General features: G+C 36.7%; 16 protein-coding genes and 1 tRNA gene. 9 read left to right on the forward strand and 8 right to left on the reverse strand.

The annotated features are described in order from the left end of the window. Positions 1-175: 175 nt before the first annotated feature. The 3 genes from feoB to YQ22_RS09520 all read right to left on the reverse strand — a co-directional run bounded on the left by feoB (position 176) and on the right by YQ22_RS09520 (position 3400). On the reverse strand, positions 176-2368 hold the full coding sequence (feoB, locus tag YQ22_RS09510) for a ferrous iron transport protein B (protein ID WP_071341007.1): 2193 nt from the start codon (positions 2366-2368) through the stop codon (positions 176-178). After that, the gene (locus YQ22_RS09515) at positions 2365-2610 is read right to left on the reverse strand and encodes a FeoA family protein (RefSeq protein WP_058104354.1); all 246 of its coding nucleotides are present in this window, start codon (positions 2608-2610) and stop codon (positions 2365-2367) included. Before YQ22_RS09515 ends, feoB begins: the two co-directional genes overlap by 4 nt. Before the next feature lie 106 nt (positions 2611-2716). Next, complete coding sequence (locus tag YQ22_RS09520; RefSeq protein ID WP_071341008.1) at positions 2717-3400, reverse strand: SCO family protein; 684 nt, start codon at positions 3398-3400, stop codon at positions 2717-2719. A gap of 162 nt (positions 3401-3562) precedes the next feature. Here YQ22_RS09520 and rseP point away from each other — a divergent pair, with 162 nt between their 5' ends. From rseP to YQ22_RS09545, 5 genes are all read left to right on the forward strand, one after another. Beyond that, entirely contained in the window at positions 3563-4915 is a 1353-nt protein-coding gene (gene rseP / locus YQ22_RS09525) for an RIP metalloprotease RseP (RefSeq protein ID WP_071341009.1), read from the forward strand. Between the two features lie 190 nt (positions 4916-5105). After that, positions 5106-5179: transfer RNA gene (locus tag YQ22_RS09530), tRNA-Asn, on the forward strand. A gap of 287 nt (positions 5180-5466) precedes the next feature. Continuing rightward, complete coding sequence (locus YQ22_RS09535) at positions 5467-5946, forward strand: biotin/lipoyl-containing protein (RefSeq protein WP_071341010.1); 480 nt, start codon at positions 5467-5469, stop codon at positions 5944-5946. Positions 5947-5992: 46 nt separating this feature from the next. After that, complete coding sequence (gene accC / locus YQ22_RS09540; RefSeq protein ID WP_071341011.1) at positions 5993-7465, forward strand: acetyl-CoA carboxylase biotin carboxylase subunit; 1473 nt, start codon at positions 5993-5995, stop codon at positions 7463-7465. Between the two features lie 28 nt (positions 7466-7493). Beyond that, a complete protein-coding gene (locus tag YQ22_RS09545) occupies positions 7494-9035 on the forward strand; it encodes an acyl-CoA carboxylase subunit beta (protein ID WP_071341012.1) in 1542 nt (513 codons plus the stop codon). A 14-nt stretch (positions 9036-9049) separates the two neighbouring features. On the opposite strand, the gene YQ22_RS09550 is transcribed toward YQ22_RS09545, so the two are convergent. Continuing rightward, positions 9050-10075 (reverse strand): LacI family DNA-binding transcriptional regulator, encoded by a 1026-nt coding sequence (locus YQ22_RS09550; RefSeq protein ID WP_071341013.1) that lies wholly within the window; start codon positions 10073-10075, stop codon positions 9050-9052. Between the two features lie 193 nt (positions 10076-10268). Here YQ22_RS09550 and YQ22_RS09555 point away from each other — a divergent pair, with 193 nt between their 5' ends. The 4 genes from YQ22_RS09555 (at position 10269) to YQ22_RS09570 (ending at position 17276) form a co-directional block, all read left to right on the forward strand. Beyond that, positions 10269-12944: a TonB-dependent receptor gene (locus YQ22_RS09555; RefSeq protein ID WP_071341014.1), complete on the forward strand. Its 2676-nt coding sequence runs from the start codon at positions 10269-10271 to the stop codon at positions 12942-12944. A 176-nt stretch (positions 12945-13120) separates the two neighbouring features. Beyond that, a complete protein-coding gene (locus YQ22_RS09560) occupies positions 13121-14434 on the forward strand; it encodes an MGH1-like glycoside hydrolase domain-containing protein (protein WP_071341015.1) in 1314 nt (437 codons plus the stop codon). Positions 14435-14536: 102 nt separating this feature from the next. Beyond that, on the forward strand, positions 14537-16141 hold the full coding sequence (locus YQ22_RS09565; RefSeq protein ID WP_071341016.1) for a sodium:solute symporter: 1605 nt from the start codon (positions 14537-14539) through the stop codon (positions 16139-16141). A gap of 10 nt (positions 16142-16151) precedes the next feature. Further along, positions 16152-17276, forward strand: coding sequence for a glycerate kinase (locus tag YQ22_RS09570; protein ID WP_071341017.1), 1125 nt, complete (start codon positions 16152-16154; stop codon positions 17274-17276). A 24-nt stretch (positions 17277-17300) separates the two neighbouring features. Here the strand turns inward: YQ22_RS09570 and YQ22_RS09575 are convergent, their stop codons facing one another. Genes YQ22_RS09575 through YQ22_RS09590 form a run of 4 tightly spaced genes read right to left on the reverse strand, consistent with a single transcriptional unit; the run spans position 17301 to position 24575 of the window. Beyond that, complete coding sequence (locus YQ22_RS09575) at positions 17301-19079, reverse strand: hypothetical protein (RefSeq protein ID WP_071341018.1); 1779 nt, start codon at positions 19077-19079, stop codon at positions 17301-17303. Positions 19080-19088: 9 nt separating this feature from the next. Then, a complete protein-coding gene (locus YQ22_RS09580) occupies positions 19089-20360 on the reverse strand; it encodes a DUF4249 domain-containing protein (RefSeq protein ID WP_232231159.1) in 1272 nt (423 codons plus the stop codon). Positions 20361-20405: 45 nt separating this feature from the next. Then, a complete protein-coding gene (locus YQ22_RS09585) occupies positions 20406-21704 on the reverse strand; it encodes a DUF4249 domain-containing protein (RefSeq protein WP_071341020.1) in 1299 nt (432 codons plus the stop codon). 21 nt (positions 21705-21725) lie between these two features. After that, on the reverse strand, positions 21726-24575 hold the full coding sequence (locus YQ22_RS09590) for a TonB-dependent receptor (RefSeq protein ID WP_083414223.1): 2850 nt from the start codon (positions 24573-24575) through the stop codon (positions 21726-21728). Positions 24576-24871 lie beyond the last annotated feature (296 nt).

Genomic DNA, 24871 nt, shown 5'->3' on the forward strand with positions numbered 1-24871 from the left:
GCTATTTTAACTTATCAATAAAGATTAGTGGCAGCCACAATCATCTTGACCACAGGATTTAGCGTTGTTTTTTTTGCCGGACCAAATAGATTTAGGAATCAAAAATTTATTTACCAAATACCCTACGGAAATAGCTAGGGTTATGTAAACCAATATGTGTTGTATAATGTCCATATTATTTTAATAATTGGTATGCTATTAAAGCTACAATATAAGCAAAAAGGCTCATGAATACTAGCTGTCCTGCTGGCCATTTCCAAGAATTCGTCTCCCTTTTTACTACCGCCAAGGTGCTCATACATTGCATAGCGAATGCATAGAACAATAGTAATGAAATGCCCGAGGCTAAATTAAACAATGGTTTTTTTGTTTTGGGATCTACTTCTGCAGCCATTCTATTTTTAATGGTTTCCTCTTCATCATTCCCTACACTGTAAATAGTAGCTAATGTACCTACAAAAACCTCTCTTGCCGCAAAGGATGTTAAAACGGCTATTCCTATTTTCCAGTCATAACCTAAAGGTCTTACTATAGGTTCTATGGCTTTGCCCATATAACCCATATAGGAATGCTCTAATTTATAGCTGGCAATTTCTTGGTTTAATGCTCTTTCTTGCAATTCTTGCTGTTGAACAGCTTTCTCTGTTATGGAAAGAGTTGTTGCTTGTGCTTCTTGTTGATTTTCAAAGTAAACCTCGCTATTGGCGCTATACCCCTTTTCTTTAATTCTTTGTGCTACTATGGTTTCGGCATTTTTAAATTCGTCCGAAAATCCGTTAGAGCCCAAAAACCAGAGCACAATAGATATGGCCAATATTATTTTACCTGCGCCAAAAACAAAACTTTTTGTTTTTTCAAGAACGGTATAGGCAACGTTTTTTATCAACGGTAGTTTATAGTTGGGCATTTCGACCACAAAGAAAGACCTACTTTTAATTTTTAAGATCTTGTTCAGGATTACCGCCGACAGAATAGCAGCTCCAAAGCCCATTAAATATAATGACATTAAGGTCAGGGCCTTATAGCTTAATCCAAGAAAACTGCCTTCGGGTATGACCAAGGCAATGATAATTAGGTAGACCGGTAACCTTGCCGAACAAGTAGTGAACGGGGTTACTAGAATAGTAATTAACCTTTCTTTCCAGTTTTCAATAGTTCTAGTGGCCATTACCGCTGGAATAGCACATGCGGTACCTGAAATTAATGGAACCACACTTTTACCGCTCAACCCAAAGGGCCTCATTATCCTGTCCATCAAGAAGACTACCCTGCTCATATAGCCTGTTTCTTCCAGTAGGGCTATAAATAAGAATAAGAATGCTATTTGTGGTATGAATATGACGATACCACCAATACCGGCTAAAATACCCTCTGCAATAAGATTTGTAAATACTCCCGGTGGCAATGTATCTTTCACCCATTCTGTAGCCGAAGCAAAAAAACCATCAATTAAATCCATGGGATACTCGCTCCAACCATAAATGGCTTGAAAAATGGTGAGCAGTATTAAAAAGAAAATTGCATAACCAAAGACCTTATGGGTCAAGACCTTGTCTAAAGTGGCTCTAAACCCTTTGGCGGCATTGGCATCTACTTTATACGTTTCCTTTAAAATGCCGTTAATGAATTGATAACGTAATATGGTTTCTTTCTGCTGTAAACGTTTAAGCTCGGATTTTGATTTTGTGGTAAAGGAAGATGTGTCTTTTGTAAACGTTTTTTTCAACGGCATAAAGTTCACGTCTTGGGTAATGACCAACCATAACTTATAGATATCCTCTTTCGGAAAAGCTTCTGTAAGTCGTTCAAAATAATCAGGTGCAATAACCGATATATCTACATCTTGGCTTTTTGGTAGAAGTTTATAGTCTGCAATGAGATTTCTTAATCTATCTATACCCGTTTCTTTCCTAGTACTTACCAGAGCAATTTTAGAGTTTAACTTTTGCTCCAATAACTCAATATCTATGGTAATCCCTTTACGAACCATACGATCGGCCATATTAATGACTAAAATGGTAGGTATTTTTAAGTCCTTGATCTGTGTAAAAAGAAGAAGGTTTCTTTTTAGGTTTTCTACATCAGATACGACAATGGCAACGTCTGGGTGGTCTTTGTCGTTCTTATTTAAAAGAAGTTCAACGGCAACACTTTCATCTAATGATGTAGTGTTTAAACTATAGGTACCCGGTAAATCTAAAATGTGAGCTTTGACACCACGGGGCAATTTGCAAATACCCTCTTTCTTTTCTACGGTAATACCTGGGTAATTACCAACTTTTTGGTTTAGTCCGGTAAGCTGATTGAAAACCGATGTTTTACCGGTATTAGGGTTGCCTATAAGGGCTACATTGATCTGTTTGCTCATATAACCGCATTGTCATCAATAATATCAAGTGCTATATGTAAGGCCATTTCTCGTCTAATGGCAATATGAGATCCGTTGACATTAATATATATTGGGTCTTTTAATGGTGCTACCTGTACCAATTCTACTTCATTACCAGGTAAACAACCCATTTCAAGTAGCTTGATCGGCAATAGGTCTTGAGTGAATTCTTTTATGATTCCTCTTTGACCTCTTTTTAAATGTGCTACTGTAGTCTCCAATCTTTATTTAGATTCATTATAAGTAAGGCAAAAGTAAATGAAATAATTCAATTAAGGAATTATTACATCTTAAAACTAGTTTCGCCTTGGGCAGGTAATAGCCCGGTTAATTATCTAGTTCGTCGTAAGAATTTTTTAGAATTTCAATATCGGCCATAATTTTATCCATATCCTCTTTTTTAGTGCCATCATAAAAGCCCCTTATGCGTTTATCCTTATCCACTAAAATAAAATTTTCGGTATGTATCATATCAAATGGTCCGCCATCGCCATCGGTTTTAACGGCCAAATAAGATTTTCGTGCCAATTCATAGATCTGTTTTTTATCACCCGTAACTAAATTCCAATTCCTGTCATCCACCCCTTTTTCAATAGCATATTTTTTAAGCTGTTTAACCGAGTCGATCTCTGGAGTAACGGAATGTGATAACAACATAACATCAGAATCTTTGCCCAGTGCCTTTTGTAGGTCTACCATGTTTTTGGTCATGATAGGGCAAATAGTTGGGCAGGTGGTGAAAAAGAAATCGGCTATATAGATTTTACCTTTGTAATCTTCTTGGGTAATGGTCTTGCCATTTTGGTTGGTCAATGAAAAATCTGCAATGGTATGGTACTTTCTAACATGTTGAATTTCATCTGCTACCAGTTCTGAGTTTACCATGGCAGGAGAATATACGGGCAACAGTTTTACAGGCTGTAGGGCATTATAGAATAAATATATGATTATGACGGAGAGTACCAAAAGTACTATTCCAAAAATCTTGAATTTTGCGAAGAAAGACCGCATACTATTTTTTTACAAAGGTACGCTAGGGTTGTCAAGATTTCAAGTAAATATAGCTGTCTTGCTGATAAATTATTCATAAAATACCATAAGGTCAGTGGGTTTCTTTTTTTTAGCGGTTGTAAAAATGTACTTTTGTGCGATTTTAATTTTCACGAAATAAGGATGAGCCCCATTGTAATAAAGACAATTCAATTTTTTTTAAGCCTTTCAATATTAATAGTACTACACGAGTTAGGGCATTTTATACCGGCAAAATATTTTAAGACCAGAGTTGAGAAATTCTACTTGTTCTTTGATGTAAAGTTTTCACTGTTTAAAAAGAAGATAGGTGAGACCGAATACGGTATTGGTTGGTTGCCCCTTGGCGGATATGTAAAAATATCTGGTATGATAGATGAGAGCATGGACAAAGAAGCCATGGCAGAAGAACCTAAGGAGTGGGAGTTTAGAAGTAAACCGGCTTGGCAGCGTTTAATTATTATGTTGGGCGGCGTAACGGTAAATTTCATTTTGGCCGTTGTTATTTTCATTGGTCTGGCATATGCCTATGGTGAAACATACATTGCAAATGATAGTCTAAAAGACGGAGTATGGGTTACCGATACTACGTTGGGTGATGCACTAGGTATACAAACGGGAGATAAAGTTCTTGCTGTTGATGGTAAGAAGATCAAAGCTTTAAATGGTATTATGCCTGAAGTGGTTTATGGTGAAAAAATAACTTTAGAACGTGACGGTAATATAATAGAAAAGGATATACCGGTAAATTTTATTGAAACAATTTCTGATAATAGAGAAAATGCTAGGTTTATAAATTATAGGAATCCGTTTGTAATTAGAGAAATCCCTGAAGATTCTCAAAATAAGGATAGTGGATTTAAAGCTGGTGATGCTGTTGTTGAAATTGCCGGTACGCCCGTAGAGTATCAAGATCAAGTAATACCGGTTTTGGAAGCCAATAAAGGAAAAAGTATTCCCGTATTAGTAATTCGAGATGGGAAGAAGGTTAACCTGAATGCAAATGTTTCTGATGAAGGAAAGTTTGGAGTGTATGCTGGGTTAAATTCATTAGAGGAATATGAGGAAAAGGGGTATTTCAAATTTGAAACATTAAACTATACTTTTTTAGAATCTATCCCAGCCGGATGGAATAAAGGCGTTAAAACCCTTACAGATTACATTAAGGGGATGAAGAAAATTTTTAACCCTGATACTGGTGCATATAAAGAGGTTGGTGGTTTTGCTGCCATAGGCGGTATGTTCCCAGATACTTGGAACTGGCCAGCGTTTTGGGCTACAACGGCATTTATATCTATTATATTAGCGTTTATGAATATTCTGCCAATACCAGCTTTAGATGGCGGCCACGTAATGTTTTTGCTTTATGAAATGATTACAGGTAGAAAGCCGAGCGATAAGTTTTTAGAGTATGCACAGATCACCGGATTTTTTATTTTAATAGCACTTTTACTGTTCGCAAACGGTAATGATGTTTATAAAGCGATATTTAAATAAAAAAAATAATTTATTTGTTTGGCGACTTTCAAAAAACTACTATATTTGCACCCGCTTTAGGAAACTAAAACGGGTTATTTTCCTCCTTACCTGCCTGCCGGCAGGCAGGGCTCAGAACTGAGCTCCTCCTTACACCGGCAAAATTGTAAAAAGGAAATGAGTCAAAAAAAGACTTAAAAATAAAACATATTCCTCCTTAGCTCAGTTGGTTAGAGCATCTGACTGTTAATCAGAGGGTCCTTGGTTCGAGCCCAAGAGGGGGAGCAAAAAACGAAATCCAATCTAATTATTTAGGTTGGGTTTTTTGTTTTTGGTCAATGTTTACGGTGCTTTGCTTCGTTCTGACCGAGACTTCTACTTTTTTAAATAAAATCAATTCTTCGCGAGATTATATGAGATTCAGTGTTCTATTCGGCATACCATTTTAAATTATAAGTATCCCTGTTATTCAAATAATCAACGGAACAGGTCATTTCAAAACGGCAAAATCCATCCCCAATCTTTTTCGATATCTTTGGTTTACTTAACTATTGAATTTATAAGATCCAAATATGTCAAATTACTTAATTACCGTAAACAAAGAAGAATTACAATGTAGCACTAGTGATGTAGATTCTTTAGATAGTATATTGGTCAATGAGAATACACTTCATGTTTTAGATAAGAATAGCGCTTTGGACGTAGAAATAATTCATTCCAATTTTTTGAACAAGACCGTTACCCTTTCCATCAACGGAAATATTTATGATGTTAAACTTGAAGATGAGTATGATCAGCAAATTAAAAAGATGGGATTGCTGGCGGTAACCACTCAAAAATTAAACGAGGTAAAAGCACCCATGCCCGGGTTAATTGTGGATGTTTTGGTAGAAGTAGGGCAAGAGGTCATAGAGGGTACTCCTTTACTGGTACTATCTGCTATGAAGATGGAGAATGTTATTCTGGCTCAGGGCGAAGGCGTAATAAAATCAGTTGAAGTTAAAAAAGATGATGCTGTTGAGAAAGGGCACTTAATTATTGAAATGGAATAGAAACAATCTTATAGCCACCATTGTATAAAAGGAAAATTAAGTTTTAATGAAAAAAATACTAATAGCCAACAGAGGTGAAATAGCATTACGGATAATGAAGACCGCTCAAAAAATGGGCATTAAAACCGTAGCTGTATATTCTGAAGTTGACCGTCATTCTCCACATGTGAAGTTTGCAGATGAGGCAGTTTTACTTGGTCCTGCCCCTTCATCAGAATCGTATCTTGTGATGGAAAAAGTAATTAACGCAGCTAAGGGAACAGGTGCAGATGGTATTCACCCTGGTTACGGATTTTTAAGTGAAAATGCGACTTTCGCACAAATGGTGGAGGACAACGGAATCACTTTTATTGGACCTAAACCTCATGCCATTAAAGTGATGGGGAATAAACTAGCGGCAAAAGAGGCGGTTCGTGATTATGATATTCCTATGGTTCCCGGTATTGAAGAAGCTATAACAGATGTGGCCTTAGCCGAAAAGGTTGCAAAAGAAATAGGATTTCCAATTTTAATTAAAGCTTCTGCTGGTGGTGGTGGTAAGGGAATGCGGGTAGTTGAAAACTTGAAGGATTTACCAGAGCAGATGCAAAGGGCAATTAGTGAGGCACAAGCGGCATTTGGTGACGGATCTGTTTTTATTGAAAAATATGTAGGCTCGCCCAGACATATAGAAATTCAGGTACTTGCCGATACCCATGGTAATATTGTTCATCTATTTGAACGGGAATGTAGCGTTCAAAGAAGACATCAAAAAGTAGTGGAAGAAGCTCCTTCAGCTGTACTTACTCCAGAAATAAGAAATGCAATGGGTGAGGCTGCTATAAAAGTAGCTAGAGCTTGCGATTATGTTGGTGCAGGCACGGTGGAGTTTTTGTTGGATGAAAACAAGAATTTTTATTTCTTGGAAATGAACACCAGGCTTCAAGTGGAGCATCCGGTGTCTGAATTAATATCGGGGGTCGACTTGGTAGAGCAACAAATCAAAGTAGCTCGTGGAGAAGCGTTGGCTTTTACCCAAGAAGATTTAAAAATAAACGGTCATGCACTTGAAGTTCGTGTATATGCAGAGGATCCTTTGGCAGATTTTATGCCCAGTATAGGAACATTATCAACCTATAAAGTACCGGTAGGTGAGGGTATTCGTGTTGATGACGGTTTTGAAGAAGGTATGGAAGTGCCTATTTATTATGATCCTATGCTTTCCAAGTTGATTACCTATGGTAAAACCAGGGAAGAAGCTATCCAATTAATGATAAAGGCTATTGAAAATTATAAAGTAGAGGGTGTTGCCACAACTTTGTCTTTTGGAAAGTTTGTTTGTGAACATGAAGCCTTTACTTCAGGGAATTTTGACACCCATTTTGTTAAAAACTATTATTCGCCAGAACATTTAGAAATGCAATATGCCGAAGAAAGAAGAATAGCGGCCTTGGTAGCATTGAAATTGTATAAGGAAAATGAAAAGGTTTTAAAGGTTCCGTCCAAAAATTCTTCTAATTGGCAGAAGAGTAGAGTGTAGAATTGCAAATAAGATTTGAACGAGTAGCATGAAAGATAATAAAGAGATTTTAGCGGAAAAACTGGCATTGTCCAAATTGGGTGGAGGTCAAGCACGTATTGATAAACAGCATGCCAAAGGAAAGTTAACTGCTCATGAAAGAATACATTTTTTATTGGATGAAGGTTCATTTGAAGAGTTGGGTGCCTTGGTTACCCACCGTACCAAAGACTTTGGAATGGAAAAACAAGTTTTTTATGGTGACGGAGTAGTCACTGGTTATGGTACGATCAACGGAAGACAAGTTTGCGTCTTTGCACAGGACTTTACCGTTTTTGGTGGTGCTCTATCTGAAACACATGCCGAAAAAATCTGTAAGATTATGGATATGGCCATGAAAATAGGTGTTCCAATGATCGGTCTTAATGATAGTGGCGGTGCCCGTATTCAAGAAGGTGTACGTTCCTTAGGTGGTTATGCGGATATTTTTCATAAGAACGTAATGGCATCGGGAGTAATTCCCCAAATTTCGGCTATTATGGGACCTTGTGCCGGTGGTGCGGTATACTCGCCAGCAATGACCGATTTTACCTTAATGGTAGAAAACTCTAGCTACATGTTCGTCACTGGTCCTAATGTGGTAAAAACGGTAACCAATGAAGAAGTGACATCAGAAGAACTTGGTGGCGCATCGGCACATGCCATTAAATCTGGTGTTACACATTTAACGGCTGCCAATGATATTCAATGTATAGAACAAATTAAGCAGATGATCGGGTATATGCCTCAAAACTGTGAAGATAAACCAGCAGATGTTCCCTATGCACTTGGTAATGAGGTACGTGATGTATTGGAAGATATTGTGCCCATAAATGCAAATCAGCCCTATGATATGCGCCATGTCATCAATGGTATTGTTGATGAGGATACTTACTTTGAAATACATAAGGCCTATGCAGATAATATTGTTGTAGGGTTCGCTAGGTTGGCAGGCAAAAGTATTGGTATTGTTGCCAATCAACCTATTAGTTTGGCAGGGGTGTTAGACGTTGATAGTTCTAAAAAGGCTGCGCGATTCACTCGTTTTTGCGATTGTTTCAATATTCCGCTTTTAGTATTGGTAGACGTTCCTGGGTTTTTACCGGGCACTGATCAAGAATGGAACGGTATTATTACAAACGGTGCAAAATTACTGTATGCCCTAAGTGAAGCAACGGTGCCCAAAGTAACCGTAATTACTAGAAAAGCATACGGAGGTGCGTATGATGTTATGAACTCCAAACATATTGGTGCCGATCTAAATTATGCGTGGCCTGGAGCGGAAATTGCCGTTATGGGAGCCAAAGGTGCAAGTGAGATCATTTTTAAGAAGGAAATAAACGCTGCTGATGATCCAGAAGCAAAATTAGCTGAAAAGGAGGCGGAATATGCAAAGTTATTTGCCAATCCCTATAGTGCTGCCCAAAGAGGATTTATAGATGAGGTTATTCTTCCTAAAGACACCAGGAGGAAACTCATAAAAGCCTATACCCTGCTTGAAAATAAAGTGGCGGTCTTGCCAAAGAAAAAGCACGGCAATATTCCGTTATAACAAGTGTTCGTATTTTAAGCTTTTAGTGAAGAATCCCTAACGATCAAACTGGTCTTTATCTCAACAGTTTTGGTATGTACTTCGTTGGGTTGACTTTCTATTTCCTTGATTAGAAAACGAACCGCTGTTCTGCCGATCTTGTCACCGGGTTGATCAACAGTGGTCAAAGCCGGACTAATAATCGTTGAGTTGATTGAGTTGCTAAAACCAACTACGGCAATTTCATCGGGTATTTTGATTTTAAATTTATGCAATGCCTTAATAGCTCCAATTGCAGCATTATCGGTGATGGCAAAAATGGCATCTGGACGTTTTTTCATACTGATGAGAATATTGGCCAACCGTCTTCCATTGCCCAATGAAATATCTTCGGTGCTTAATATTAGCTTGTTTCGTACGGGTATTTTATATTGGTTTAAAGCGCGTAAATAACCGGCAAATCTTTTTTCTGAGTTGTATGAATTTTCGGTTTCTTTAATTATGGCAATTCGTTTTTTGCCAAGTTCTATTAGATGTTCAACAGCGTTAAAAGCAGCTTCTTCTTCATTGATAACAACTTGGGTGCAAGGTATTTTACTTGATACCTTGTCAAATAATACAATAGGTATTCTATTTAAAACCTTTAATACTTCTTCTATATCTTTTGTCTTTCTGGCCAATGACATTAGCACTCCGTCAACTCCAAATTGGGTCATGGTATTTAGCATTTCTGTCTGCTTGGTGTCGTCATTATTAGATTCAGATATAATTACCCTGTACCCCCTTAATTCGGCTTCCTCAATAATTCCTTTTATGATCGTAGAAGTAAATAGGTGTGAAATGTTGGGTACTATAACACCTAGTATGTGTGTTTCTCTTGAACGGAAGCCTCTGGCAAATAAATTAGGAACGTAATTCATTTGCTTGGCTAGTTTTTTAACTTTCTCCTTGGTTGCAAGACTGATATCCGGGTGATCGTTCAGTGCCCTTGAAATTGTTGAGATAGATAAACTCAATTCTTTAGAAAGTTCTTTTAAAGTGGTATTTCTTTTTTTGCTCATGATTGGAAATGAGTAAATTATGTTGAATTTGAGAGAATAACAATATTACAAATTAAATTGCAAACGTTTTCGCAAACGTTTGCATAGGTAATTCGTTATTTTTAGGTTAATAGAATGCTATATTCATATAATTTGGCTTCAAAATCAACGATTTGATAATTTAAATCGACTCAACTTAAAAAACTCAAACATTATGAAGAAAATTATTTTTGCGGTAATCGGACTTCTTATCAGTGCAAGCTCCCTTGCACAGACCGATATTTCTGGAACCGTAACAGACAATTTAGGAGACCCTATTCCCGGTGCAAATATTTTAATTGTAGGTAGCACTTCGGGTACAACATCGGATTTTGATGGTAATTTTTCTTTTTCAACAGACCTTACTGGTGAGCAGATATTACGTATATCGTATATCGGTTTTACTTCGGTAGATAAATCTTTGACCTTAAATGGTACTACACAAACGGTAAATGTCGTGCTTCAAGAAGGTGGTCAGTTATTAGATGAGGTAGTTTTAACCGCATCAAGTACATTTCGTTCTCAAAAGCAGGCTCCCTTATCGATCAGTTCTGTGAAAATGAAAGAAATAACCAAGCTATCCGCTAACAGTCAGGCAGATATCCTTAGAAGTGTCCCAGGTATTACCGCTGAAGGTGGTGGTGGTGAAACGGCAAGTAATATATTCGTTAGAGGTTTGCCTTCCGGTGGTCAGTATGTTTTTAACCCACTGCAATATGACGGAATGCCTTTAATTAGTTCTTTCGGACTAAATTCTTCTGCGCATGATGTCTATGCAAGACCAGATATTGGTTTTAAAGGTGTTGAATTTGTTCGTGGTGGTGCGGCAGTATTATATGGTGCAGGTTCTGTTGCCGGTATTATTAACTACACAAGTAAAACGGGCGATACAAACCCTGGTAACATTATTAATATTGAAGTGGCCAACCAAGGTAGAATAAAAACGGACTTCTATTCCGGTGGTCAACTAGGTGGTGAAGATTCTAACACGTATTACGCTTTTACTGGTTTTGTACGTCATGATAGAGGTCCTATAGATGTTGGTCTTCCAACAAAAGGTGTTCAGTTTAGAGCTAATATTAAAAAGAAATTCGATAACGGTTCTTTTACGTTGAGCGGACAGTTTATTGACGACAAAGCTCAATTTTACCTTCCAATTCCATTAAGTGGTGGTAGTAGAGAACGTATAAACGGTAATGATGGTGACCCGGTTGAACAATTGTTATCCGGTGATTTGGCAAATACCTCGTTCAACACACCAGGCGGAACCTATAATAGTCCTATTTCAGATGGTGTTGCTACCTCAGGTGGTTACCTTATGGGTGATTTCAATTACAGATTTGAAGATGACCTTAAATTGACCTCCAAAATTAAATATGCAAATTACAAGCACAACTTTGCCCTGTATGTAGGAGGAAATGGAACAAACGGAAATCCGATAACATTAGATAATTATGTAGAAAGTATAGCTCCTGGTAATTTAGGGTATACTGCTGCTTACCAAAGTGGGTCAGGTGCTCAAATTAACGGTAACGACTTGGTAATAGATAATTTGCATGTGGATCGTTTACGTCCAATGACAGATTATTCTGGTGAGATCAACCTTACTAAGTCTATTGAAACGGCAAATGGTGGTAACCATAACATAACCGTAGGTTCTTACATAGCCCGTACTGAGGCAGAAGATGTAAATTATCAATATAGAGTGTTAACGGAGTTCAATAATAACCCTCAATTGGTAAACTTAAATTATACCGATGCCAGTGGAAATAATGTAGTGTATTCTCAAGGCGGTTTATATAACCGTATTGGGCAAACTGCCAATAACTTTCTTTCTCAAAATAGATTAGCATTATATGTTACAGACGAGATGATTTTAGACAAATGGCGTTTTGATGTTGGTTTTAGATGGGAACATACAGATGGTATCAATAGCCGTGGTGGTATTATGAGCGAAACGGTATATGCTGACCCTGAACTTACAGCTGCGTTAAGTGATGTGCAAACTGCAGATGGTACGTTCTTAAGAACAGAAGTAAATGCAAATGCTTGGGCGCTATCACTTGCAGGTCTTTATGAGTTAACTGAAACTACCAATCTATACGCAAACTTTTCTAAAGGATACTTTTTTCCACAACTAAGAGGTTTTGCTCCGGTACCCGGTATTTCTGAAAGTCCGTACGATGCCGAGAACATTATTCAGTTTGAAGCTGGTGCCAAATTCGGAAATCAAAAATTCTCTGGTTCGGTGGCAGGGTATTACGTAGGTCTTAAAGATCGTATTTCCATTAGACAAGCAATTGTTGGTGGTCAATTAATAGATGAAACCAGAGCTGAGCAAAACACAAGAACCATAGGTATAGAGGCAACTTGGGATTACAGCCTTGCACAATATCTAAATCTACGTGGTAATGCTACATATCAAAACCACGAGATTACAAAAAATACCGATTTCGATTTGGTAAACGGTACCTCTACAGAAGCTAACGTTGGTAATGAATTGGCTAGACAGCCAAACCTATTGGGCGGATTGGGACTGTATTATGACAATGCCGTTTTCGATGCCAATTTCGGATTCAACTACACAGGTTCAAAATTCACCGATGATACCAATAATATAGAATTAGATGCCATAACAATTGGTAGGTTAGGTGCCGGTTACACATTCTCAAAAGAGGATAACAATAATTCGGTTCGTTTAGGGGTATCGGTCTTTAATTTATTTGATAGTGACGGAATTACAGAAGGGAACCCAAGAGCAGGTTCAGCAGGTCAAACGGAATCTCAATTCTTTGTAGGTAGACCAATTTTACCTAGAAGATTGTTCGTAACGGCTACTTTCAATTTCTAAAAAATTTGTGTTGTTAGTTAAGTTTAAATGATGAGCACATTGGTGGTTGGAGAATTACCAATGTGTTTTTTTACTCGATAATCGAGATTTAATTGCTCCGACGCTTGAGTCGAAGTGATAGTTATTTTTCAATTCAAAACCTAGTGGGGTGGCCCCAAGGTTATTTATGAGATAATATGAAGCAAGAATTATATAAAAAGGCAATTGCAGTATTAGATGCAAATTTTCAAGATGGAGGTTTTACCATACCAAGCGCAGGGCTGTATCCTTTTCAATGGAAGTGGGATTCTGGGTTTATCGCTATCGGTTTTGCCCATTATGATGTAGAAAAGGCAAAAACCGAAATGAGAACATTGTTAGATTCTCAATGGGGTAACGGATTTATACCGCATATCGTTTTTCATACGGATAACGATTCATATTTCCCCGGAGCAGATTTTCATCAATCTGAATTGCACCCATTGTCATCAAAAAAGTATAGGTCTACGGGTATGACGCAACCACCTGTTTCTGGTTTTGTGTTGCAGGAAATGCATCGTATTGCAGAGGATAAAGATGATATGTTGCACTTTATCAAAGAAGAAATCGATAAGGTTTTTAACAATCACGTGTATTTCTATGAGAATAGAGACCCCAAAGATGAAGGTTTGGTATACATCTATCACAACTGGGAATCTGGTACTGACAACTCACCTGTTTGGGATGATATTTGGGATACCATGAATCCTCCAGAATATAATTTCGTTAGAAAAGATACCACCCATGTAGATGCTTCTCAACGTCCTTCTAAAAGGGAGTATGATCACTACCTGTATATCATAGACATTGCTAAACAGAATAATTATGACGATGGTAAGATAGCGGAATTGTCTCCTTTTTTGGTACAAGATCCATTGTTCAATGCCATGCTAATAAAATCCAATCAAGCTTTAATTGAATTGTATGAATTAATTGGGGGTAATGAAGATAAGATTAAAACCCTATTACAATGGCAATCTAAGAGTATCGCAAGTTTTAACGAGAAGTTATTTGATGTTGAACTTGGCGCCTACGTGCATTATGACCTAAGAAATGAAAAAGCTATTCGCCATATTACGTCATCATCTTTTTCACCTTTGTTCGCAAATATTCCTTCGCCTGAAAGAGCTAAGGTGCTGGTGAATACCATGATGGATAAATTTGGTGGTGATGAGAGATACCTATGTGCATCATTCGACCCTACGAACGATCGATTTAATCCTAGAAAATATTGGAGAGGTCCTGTTTGGATTAACATGAATTGGATGCTTTTTCTTGGGCTTAAAAACTATGATTTTTCAAATGTAGCTGAGCAAATGAAAAAAGATAGTATAGAGCTGATCGAGAGATATGGTTTTTACGAATATTTTGACAGTAGAAAAGATACGGGCAATGAGAAACCTACCGGATACGGCGGTAATAATTTCTCTTGGAGCGCCGCTTTATATATTGATATGGTGAATACCGATTAAAACTGATGTGTTATGAATTATATTGATTACTTTTTAATTGTATTCTACCTATTCGGTATTATTATGGTTGGCTTTTTAATCAAAAAAAATAGAAACTAAGGTATGAACTACGTTGACTATATCATTATTGTTGTTTATTTAGCAGGGTTTTTAGGGTTGGGCTTTATGTTCAAGGAGAATAACTCTGGTGGCGATTACTTTTTGGGTGGTCGTAAAACATCATGGCTGCCGTTAAGCCTTTCTGCAATGGCAACGCAATTATCGGCGATAAGCTTTATTTCCGCACCTGCATTTGTAGGTCTTAAAGATGGTGGAGGCATGCAGTGGCTAACGTACGAGTTTGGCGTGCCCCTGGCAATGGCTTTTTTACTTATTGCAGTATTGCCTACGCTATATAAATCTGGTATTGTTAGCGTATATGAATATCTGGAGAAAAGATTTGACTCCTCTTCCCGTCTTTTAATAAGCTTTGTATTTCAAATTAGCAGATCGGTAGCTACAGGGGTTATGGTGTATACTATGGCTCTAATTCTACAGGCAACAATTGGACTGGATTTTTGGATTTCTATATTGATCATCGGTCTTATCACCATGGTATATTCATTTCAAGGAGGGATGAAAGCGGTTATCTGGGGAGATGTAATTCAGATGAGTATTCTATTTATAGGTATTATCATTTGTCTGTATTTTGGTTTTAGTGAGCTTGGTGGAGTAGATAATTTTCTTACCCATGTGGATACCGATAGAATTACAGCGGTAGACTTTAGTAAATGGGGTTTTAATAATGCGGACGGAAATGATGAATTTGGTTTTTGGCCCATGGTCATAGGCGGATTTTTTCTATATGCGTCATACTACGGTACAGATCAAACCCAATCGCAACGATTGTTATCATCAAGTAGCATGTCTAACCTTAAAAAATTAATGATGGCAAACGGATTACTACGTTTTCCGTTTACATTAACTTACTGTATAATGGGTCTTGTATTGGGTACATTATTATTGCAAGATGTAACTTTTCAAGAGCAAATGGAAACGGTTTATCAGGCAAATATTGGCTCTCTAGCGGGTAAAAAGGCAGATTTAATGGTACCGGTTTTTATCATAAAATATTTGCCCAATGGGGTAATCGGTATTTTGATCGTAGCTATCATGTCAGCAGCTATGTCTACCTTGAGTTCTACGGTAAACTCCTTATCTGCCGTAACTATGGAAGACTTCGTAAAAAGATTCAACCCTAATATGCCAGATAAAAAATACATGACCTATTCAAAGTTACTGTCTATTTTTTGGGGTCTGGTCTGTTTGTTTTTTGCATTTTTTGCAGGCAATATAGAAGGCACGGTCATAGAGGTGATCAATAAAATAAGTTCTGTTTTCTATGGTCCAATTTTGGCAGCTTTTATTTTGGCAATACTTACCAAGAGAACTCATGCTCTTGGTGCCAATATAGGTATAGTAGTTGGGGTATTGTTCAATGTTTACCTATGGCAATATGTGCCTCAGATCTTTTGGTTCTGGTGGAATGCACTGGGGTGTTTAGTAACCGTATTGGTAGCGCTTGGTGTTAGCTACACGGTTAAAAGAAGGGTAAATGAAGGGTTAAAGGTTGAATATTATTCCGGTAAAAAAGAAGTGGTAATATTGTTGGCATACTTTGTAGCAATAGTTGCTTTTAGTGTTGCATTACCAAATATTTTGAATTAATCTTATAGCAATGAAATTTGTAATAGCACCAGATAAGTTTAAAGGCTCACTAACCGGTTTCGAATTTTGTGATGCCGTAGAGGAAGGACTCCTAATGGTGTTCAATGATGCCGAAATTTTGAAAAAGCCTTTAGCAGATGGTGGTGATGGTACCATGGAAGTCGCTAAACATTATATAAAAGGAGAAACGGTAACCAATACTGTAAAAGATCCTCTTTTTAGACCTATAAATGCTTCTTATTTATATTCTGATGAAACAAAGATTGCCTACATAGAGATGGCTGAAGCATCAGGATTGAAATTGTTGAATGTAGATGAGTTTGACTGCATGGAAACGACAACATTGGGTACGGGAGAACTTATTTATGATGCGCTTGAAAAAGGAGCAACAGAAATTATTTTAGGTATTGGCGGTAGTGCTACCAATGACGGTGGTATGGGTATGGCAAATGCGTTGGGTTTTCGGTTTTTGGATGAAAAAGGACTGGAGTTATCCCCAATAGGAAAACATCTTTCAAAGGTGAAAACTATAGATGATTCCAACAAGCATCATAGATTAGATGGGGTAAAAGTGAAAGTCGCATGTGATGTCACCAATCCTTTTTATGGGCTGCAAGGTGCTGCTTATATTTATGGGGCACAAAAAGGTGCTTCTGAAAATGAGATTATATTTCTAAATCAGGGTTTGTGCAACTTTGCAGAAATTATCAAGAATCGTTATGAAATCGATTTACAGAAAGTAAATGGCTCCGGTGCAGCAGGTGGTGTTGGTGGTGGCGCCCTTGTTTTTCTGAACGGAGAATTAATTTCTGGGAATAATTTGGTCAAGGAATTGGCAGATTTTGACAATGCTATTGAAGGAGCAGATTGGATCATTACCGGCGAAGGTCAGTTAGATGAGCAAACGCTTTCTGGCAAGACCATAGATGGGGTAGTAAAATCTGCCAAATCCAAGAATATACCCGTTGCCGCACTTTGTGGCTCGGTAAGTATTAGCGTTGCACAACAACAAAAATTCGGGTTAAATTATGTGGCATCGATTGTAAGAGGCATTTCTACTTTAAGGCAAGCTATGGAGCAAAGTAAAGACAATCTGGTAAACGCTAGTTTTAATTTTGCAAGCTTGGTTAAGTAGGGTACGAAATATTACTTAACAATTTTAATTTAAATTTGTGTTTATAACTTCAATTTCCTTGATAATCGTTAAAGGCTTACCATAAGTTGTAAATCCGTTCAGCATGATCTCATAGGTGCCTTCAAGGTCAGAAGTATAGAATTCAAAATTGTAATCGCTATCGGTGATGTTAAAAGTTGGTTTCCAGAATAACATTCTTCTGTAATCCGGAATTCTATCATAAGAAACATCCTCCGGTTGATAAGATTGTACAAAATAGTTCTTTTTGGCTACAGGTTGGGTAAACGGTACAACTAGGCTATTTTTAGCAGTATAGTTGTCTAGAAAATCTGCATCGAAAGTTTCAATAGAAATAATACCTTGATACTCTTTTTGACCCAAACGAAATTGATCTCTTGTCAAGCTAATCTTTTCAATGTTTCGGGCATCAAAGGTTCTGATTTTTTCGTGATGAGGTATGAATACCCCGTCTATTAAAACAATGGCAGGAAAATCGTTGTAATCTTCATCATAAGATTTAAAATCTTGACCAATTCTTATATAGGCGTCACTGGTATTCACTTTTCTAAAGCCTGCGAATTTCACTACTTCTACCAAAGTTTCTTCAAGGGTCGGAAAGCGAGTGTATTCATCAAGAATGATAACTTCTGGTATGCCACCGTTAAAAATATCTATGGGATTACTTTGTAAAATAGAATCTGGTTTGGCACCAAAGAACTGATTTTCTATTTGGTTTAGTACGCTTCTGCTCTTTATATATTCCGCCTGCTGTTTTGATAATCTGAAATTTGCGAATGATAGATCGGTTATATCAATATGCTTAGGTGTTCCTTTTTCTATAGTATACGTTTCGCTTTGGTCTTCAACCTGTATTACCGCCATTGGGTTTTTACGGTCTTTGCGTATGTAAGAATAGAAATTTCCATTTTGGTCGGTTTTTGAAAACTTCAATAATGATTCTTTCCCAGGAATAGAAATAACAACGGGAAGGTTCTCAGCAGGTAATCCTGTCTTAGTATTTTTTACGGTACCGTAAACTAGCTCTCCTCGTTGTTCTGGTAAAAAAATGCTATCGCCAATAGTTTGTTTGATTTCCTTGTCGGCATTGAAGTAGGCATTGCCATATGTAATGGAGTTTAACGCGGGCGGAACATCAATTTCTTCTTTTCTTTTCACCTTGAGGGTATATGAACCATGACCCAAAGCTCCTTTGTAATTTTTAATGGATAGGTTCACTTTTTCTCTTGGGAGATATGAAGCTTTTGAAGTTTTTAAAGAAATGATCGATGAGTCTGAAACTGATATTTTGTCTAGATTGTTTTTATCAATGTTAGCTGTGGTTTTGCTCAATAGTAAGGTTTGATCAGCCATATATGGGTTGATAATGACTATATCGTCTTTAAAAACCTGAGGTAGACCAGAATTTTTCATCCATTGCGTATAGCCTAAAAGTTTATATCTGCCCGACGGTATATCGGTCGTGATAAAAAAGTCACCATAACCATGACCTTTGTTCAACTTTATTTTATGTTCAAAAACGAACTCTTTAGCTTCGTTTACCAGTGCTACATAACCAATGGTACTTATGTTGGTAGGCTTATTAGTTTGAGCGTTAAAACAATGTATAGTGTAATACAGGTATTCTCCAGAGAACGATAATGGACCGCTATAATCCACATATGCTTTTTCTTGAGGTACTTTTTTTAGACTCAAAAGGTCGCTACCATCTTTGATCACATATTGGGAGCTACCGAGATTGGTAATTAAAATGATTATTACGGTAAGTATTTGTGTTGTCTTCATAAGTGTTATTTAATCTACCCAAAAATCTGGTTTAATATTACTTCCTAAAACCGTACAATCTCCACATATTGTAGGCACAAAAATAAATGGACCCACGCAAATAGGGTTCGCATCGGGTACCAGGTTTTCTACATAATCGGAATAGTACGTTACCGTTCCTATATCAATTCTTTCCAGTAATCCTTGGGGGCAGGGATCCGTAGGACTATTAAACAATTTAGCAGTCTCAAATCCGCAATTAAAGGCGTATGGTGGAGTTTCTTCTGGAAAAAAATCTTCGTAATTTAAAAAGATACGCTGTTCTGTAACCCCAACTGCTTCTACATAACCATATACATTTTCTATTTTTCCATCCTTTCGATGTACATTGGCATATATACCTCCTGGCTGTATTTGTGAAAATAAATTATCGGATTGAGAAAAAGACTGTAGCGTCTTATAAAAAGAATTAGCATCTGGGGATTGCACTTGTTGTTGCACCAATATGCTATAGCGTTGGGCGATAATGAAATTGTCTTTTGTAATAAATCTGACTTTATGCTTAGTAACATTTCCTTCAGAAACACCATCTGTACTAAATACATCTATAGTATTAGATGAAACTGTATTGTAGCAGATGCGGTCTTCTGTTTCTTTTACTACAACCTCTAAATCATAATCGACTACATCATCAATGCCGTCATAATTTGTTAGTTCAAATTCAAAATTCTGCCAAAAAGGTGCTACAATTTTATAAGTTTCGGCATAAGTATATTTGAAATACTTGGCATTACCTTCTAATGGCTCACTATCTACATAGATGGCAATACCTTCTTCTCCGTTATCATTTTCAGCTTTTTCCGAATATACGTTGGTTACCCTAGAGATTCCTTGAATAGATATAGGGTCAGATTCATACTCTTGTCCATTATTCCTGCTGATATCTAAGGTATAGTTGACACCCATTTGTAAAGCAAACGGAGTGTTGGAATGATAAACGCCATCTTGGGCTTCTGTGAATTTAAACTCTTCGCCACTTTCGCTCAACAACGTAACGGTAGCACCAATTTCCCAATCAACGGTGTCAAAAGGTCTACTGCTTAAAGGTATATATGGACTGTAAACCGTATCTGTTTCTAAATCTAAATTAACGGAACTTCTACTTAAATACACCGTTTGTGTAATAGCCTCATTGGTAAAAATCGCTTCGACTACTAATGCCGACTGAGATTCATTTTCATTTAAAGTGTCAATTTCAATTTCTTCCACACAAGCACTAAAAGTTAGGACAACTAATAGCATCAATTTACGATAATGTAAAAAACTTTTTTTAAACATATTTAACTATTAATCCGCCCAAAAATCTGGTTCAATATTACTACCTAAAGCTGTACAATCTCCGCATACTCTTGGTACAAATATGTGTGGTCCGCCACAATCTTCCTCATTAACATTTGGCTTCACATAACTTATTAAATCAAGATCTACTTGTTGAATTACCGATTGTGGACATGGGTTTGGACCTCTCATTCCACTAAAACAAAAAGAAACATGAGATTCTGGTGCTGTCAATTCACTACAATTAAAAGGGTATGGGGGTAATTCTTCATTCGGATAAAAATCGGTGTAATTGAAAAAGAGCCGATCATTAGAAACGGATACTACATCAAAAAAACCGATTACAGTACCCTGCGTACCATCGTCTGCAGAAAGGTTACCTTCTAAAAATCCGGGTTGTATTTGAGAAAAAATACTACCGGTTTGGCTGAAGTTATTCAATTGATCGTAGAAACTAAAAGATGCTGCACTTGAAACTAATTGTTCTACTTCAATACTATATCTATGGCTTATAATAAAGTTTTCTTGGTCAATAAAACGTACCATAAACTTTGTAATATTATCACCTAAGTTACCTTGTTGAGCTTGAATGATAGAATTAGAAAGGTTATTGCCATAGCAAACCTGTTGTTCTTCTTTTCGTTCTACAATTTCAAGGTCATAAGTTACTTCTGGTAGGGCGCATGGATCGTAGTTGGTAAGTTTAAAAGCTTCTGGAGACCAATTTGGAGCTATTATTTTATACGTTTCATCATAAGTATAGCGTAAGTTTTGAACGGTACCTGACTCTATCGTATTATCTACGAATATGCCAATACCTTGTGCTCCAGATTCACTTGTCGTTTTTTCTGCGTAAAGATTAGAGATAGCTGCTAAACCTTCAATTTGCATGTTGGTCGAGGTGTACCTTTTTCCATCTGATGTAATAATATTCAATTGATATGCATTGCCCATTGCAGCAGCAAATTCAATATCAGATTCATAAATACCCGGACTTGCCTCATTAAAAGAATAGGTGGTGCCATTACTGTTTTCAATTGAAACCGTAGCATTAGTTTCGTAACGTACCAAATCTCTATTAATATCTCGTATTGGCGTGTACGGATTGTAAACGGAGTCTATTCCTAAATCTACTAAAGTGTCCATTCTGCTTAATGCTACCGTATGGTTTTTTAGTTCGTTGGTTAGGGTGGCTTCTACAATTAATATTTTTAAGACTTCATCATCTGCGGCTATACCCAAATCAACCTCTTCAATGCATGATGCTAAAGTGGAAATGCAAATTATAAATAGAATTAATTTTTTCATTTATAGTAATTTTCTATTCTTTTAAAACTTGAAATTATAGGTAATGGAAGGAATGGGAATGGAGAAAATGGAACTTTGTAGCGCCTTAACTTCACCATCATCTGTTACGAAAAATACCGAATACGGATTATTTCTTCCTAAAACATTATAAACGGATATAGTCACAAAACTATGTGCCAATTTATTTTTCTTATGGTTTCCTTCAATGTTTAATCCCAGATCTAAACGATAGAAGTCGGGTATTCTAAACTTGTTTCTATCGCTAAAAGCAACAAAATCTGCGTTATTGAATCTAAATGTGCCTACGGGGTAGGTAATAGGTCTACCAGTTTGGTACACAAAATTTGCAGATATGCTATATCGCTTTGTAAAACGATAGTTGGTAATGACACTTACATCGTGCGGTTTATCAAAATTAGAAGGAAAGAAATCACCGTTATTTATGCGCTCTTCACTGAACTCACTATCAAAACGATACAGAGATCTAGAGTAGGTGTAACTTAACCAGCCGTTTAAATCACCGCTCTTCTTTTTCAAAAGAAATTCTACTCCGTACGCTTTCCCATCTCCCTGTAGTATTTGTGTCTCAACGTTTTCGTTCAAGAAGAGGTTGGCGCCAGTTTTAAAATCGAGCACATCTTCCATTTTTTTGTAATATCCTTCAATACTTAATTCGTACTCATTTTCTTTAAAGTTTTTATAAAACCCTAGAGAGGCTTGGTAGCCTTTTTGTGGAGCTATATTTAAATCGGAAAGTTTCCATGTATCTATAGGTGATACCGTGGTGTTATTAGATAGCGTGTGTAGAAATTGATAGGAGTTGTTTAAACTGGCTTTTACAGAAAAATCAGGTGTAAATAAATATCTGGCGGATAATCTAACTTCTGGTCCACCATAGGTTTTAATATTCTCACCACTTGAATATGATATGGTATCTTGAACGGTAGATTCATTTTTTGGCATTCCGTCTTCATAGGTTCTTTGGGTGGCTTTACCTAGAGCGGCAAAAAATGCATAGCGTACACCTAGGTTTACGGATAGTTTTTCATTTAAAGTAAGTTCATCGCCAATAAAGAGGGCACCTTCTATAGCTTGCTCATTATCAATGGATCGTGGTGCAATATCAGACTCGTTACCATCGGGCTCTATACTGCCAGGGTTTACAGAATAGTATTTGGCAGATGCACCATAATCTAGTGTGTTTTTAGTATTTAAAGAGGTGCGTAACTTATATTTTATTTCAGTTTCATTTATACCATAATCTAAGTTGAAATCGGTATTGGTTTCGCCGTCAAAATCAATTCCGAATCCGTAATTACTATTATCGACAATAAGTGCGCTATTGGTTTTATCACTCATTCTATGGTCCCAACGCACAGAAAAAAGACGATTGTCATAATTGTATAATGAATCTGAGGTAATACTAAAAGCATCTCTGCTATAATAGGCAGTCGCTTTCACTTCATTTTTGTCATTTATTTTATTGTGATATTTAACGATGCCGTCAAAAAACGAAGCGTTGCTATTGCTTAAGGATTCGTCATCTAAAGACCTCAGGATCCAATCGGCATAAGCACCTCTACCACCAAGGACAAGGGATGATTTTTCTTTTTCTAACGGAATTTCCAATGCTAAATTTCCGGTCACTGGACCAATAGAACCTTCGCCTGAGAACTTTTCTACATTACCATTTTTTGTTCTGATATCGAAGACCGATGAAAGACGGCCGCCAAACTCTACAGGAATAGCACCTTTATAGATATCTACGCCCTTGGTCGTAAATGGGTTCAATGCCTGGAAAATGCCAAAAAAGTGCTGTGGGTTATATATAACGGCATCATCTAACAGTACAAGATTTTGATCCGTTTTGCCCCCACGAACATTTAGACCCATGGCACCTTCACCTGCAGAGGATATACCTGGTAAAGCCTTGGCAACAGATAATATGTCGCGTTCTCCCAATACCAACGGTATGTTTTTAGATTCTTCTGAATCTATTTGCTCACTACCCGTAATTGCTTCTTCTACATTTTTGAAGGCATCTGCTTCTACAACTACTTCATCTAATTGCTGAAGACCTTCTTCCATGAGTAAATCTAAATTGCCGTTATTGAACATTATAATTTCACGTTCCGTAGAAGCAATGCCCATTGCGCGTATGTTTAGAACATTATGTCCTGCTGGTAATTCTAAAGAATAATTACCATTAGCATCGGTTACGGTAATTAGATTTGACCCTTTAGTACGTATTGCTAGATCTTGAATGGGATTTCCGGTACTAGAATTTATTGCTCTTCCCGTTAACAGATAGGTTTCTCTCAAGTTGTCAGGGTCACTTTTTCCTATTTTGGTAACCTGGTAGGTTTTTTTACTTGGATTATCGGTATTGTAAAATACAGGTGGAGGGCTGTTGTTTGTTATACGAGTACTATTTTTTTCTTCTGATGCTTCTTCGGGTCCAAAAAATCCTTTGGGCAATTCATCATAAATCAAACCGTTTTCTAATAGAATTATACGATTGGTAGCATTTAAAATATGAAAATTTAAAGAGGTGTCTTCTAATATAGTTTCCAATACAGAAAATAATTCCTCATTATTAAAGGTTTTGTTCACTTTAATACCCTGTGTCCATTCCTCTAAAAAATAGAACTTATAATTGGTTTGGCTCTCAATATGGGTAATGACATCTTTTAAGGGTATTGAAGAGTATTCGCCACTAATATTCGTATTATTTTGTGCGTAAATTGATGTAAGAGGGAATAGAAAAATAAAAATTATAAAGAATATATGGTCATAAAGATTCTTACTAATATTTTTTTTCGATTTAGTAATTGTCAATAACAAACAGTTATTGTTTGGTTGTTTGGTCATGGTAGTTAGTTGGATTCCTACAAGGTAAGAAAAACATAAATATCACAAAATGTGATTATTAAAATAATCGCAATAGGTTTTTGAGATTTAAATAATTCAACAAGCATTTTTTAAGAATATATTTAGTTTGTTGTAACTATGTTGTTTAAAGGTGTTTATGCTATCAGAATCATTTCAATAATATCTAACCAAAGATATCGGATATACCAGCTGATGTTTTCTGTTTAATTCTATGAATTTTAAAATCTTAAAAATGTAATCTATTTTGAATCAGAAAATTATTACTATTTTTAACA

This window comes from Maribacter sp. 1_2014MBL_MicDiv (assembly GCF_001865655.1).
GTDB classification, from domain to species: Bacteria; Bacteroidota; Bacteroidia; order Flavobacteriales; family Flavobacteriaceae; genus Maribacter; species Maribacter dokdonensis.

Coding starts and splice junctions, on each gene's coding strand:
- YQ22_RS09550 (WP_071341013.1), bottom strand. CDS start 10,075: ATGAGCAAAAAAAGAAATACCACTTTAAAAGAACTTTCTAAAGAATTG.
- accC (WP_071341011.1), top strand. CDS start 5,993: ATGAAAAAAATACTAATAGCCAACAGAGGTGAAATAGCATTACGGATA.
- YQ22_RS09535 (WP_071341010.1), top strand. CDS start 5,467: ATGTCAAATTACTTAATTACCGTAAACAAAGAAGAATTACAATGTAGC.
- YQ22_RS09585 (WP_071341020.1), bottom strand. CDS start 21,704: ATGAAAAAATTAATTCTATTTATAATTTGCATTTCCACTTTAGCATCA.
- YQ22_RS09520 (WP_071341008.1), bottom strand. CDS start 3,400: ATGCGGTCTTTCTTCGCAAAATTCAAGATTTTTGGAATAGTACTTTTG.
- YQ22_RS09565 (WP_071341016.1), top strand. CDS start 14,537: ATGAACTACGTTGACTATATCATTATTGTTGTTTATTTAGCAGGGTTT.
- YQ22_RS09545 (WP_071341012.1), top strand. CDS start 7,494: ATGAAAGATAATAAAGAGATTTTAGCGGAAAAACTGGCATTGTCCAAA.
- YQ22_RS09555 (WP_071341014.1), top strand. CDS start 10,269: ATGAAGAAAATTATTTTTGCGGTAATCGGACTTCTTATCAGTGCAAGC.
- rseP (WP_071341009.1), top strand. CDS start 3,563: ATGAGCCCCATTGTAATAAAGACAATTCAATTTTTTTTAAGCCTTTCA.
- YQ22_RS09570 (WP_071341017.1), top strand. CDS start 16,152: ATGAAATTTGTAATAGCACCAGATAAGTTTAAAGGCTCACTAACCGGT.
- YQ22_RS09575 (WP_071341018.1), bottom strand. CDS start 19,079: ATGAAGACAACACAAATACTTACCGTAATAATCATTTTAATTACCAAT.
- YQ22_RS09580 (WP_232231159.1), bottom strand. CDS start 20,360: ATGCTATTAGTTGTCCTAACTTTTAGTGCTTGTGTGGAAGAAATTGAA.
- YQ22_RS09590 (WP_083414223.1), bottom strand. CDS start 24,575: ATGACCAAACAACCAAACAATAACTGTTTGTTATTGACAATTACTAAA.
- YQ22_RS09560 (WP_071341015.1), top strand. CDS start 13,121: ATGAAGCAAGAATTATATAAAAAGGCAATTGCAGTATTAGATGCAAAT.
- feoB (WP_071341007.1), bottom strand. CDS start 2,368: ATGAGCAAACAGATCAATGTAGCCCTTATAGGCAACCCTAATACCGGT.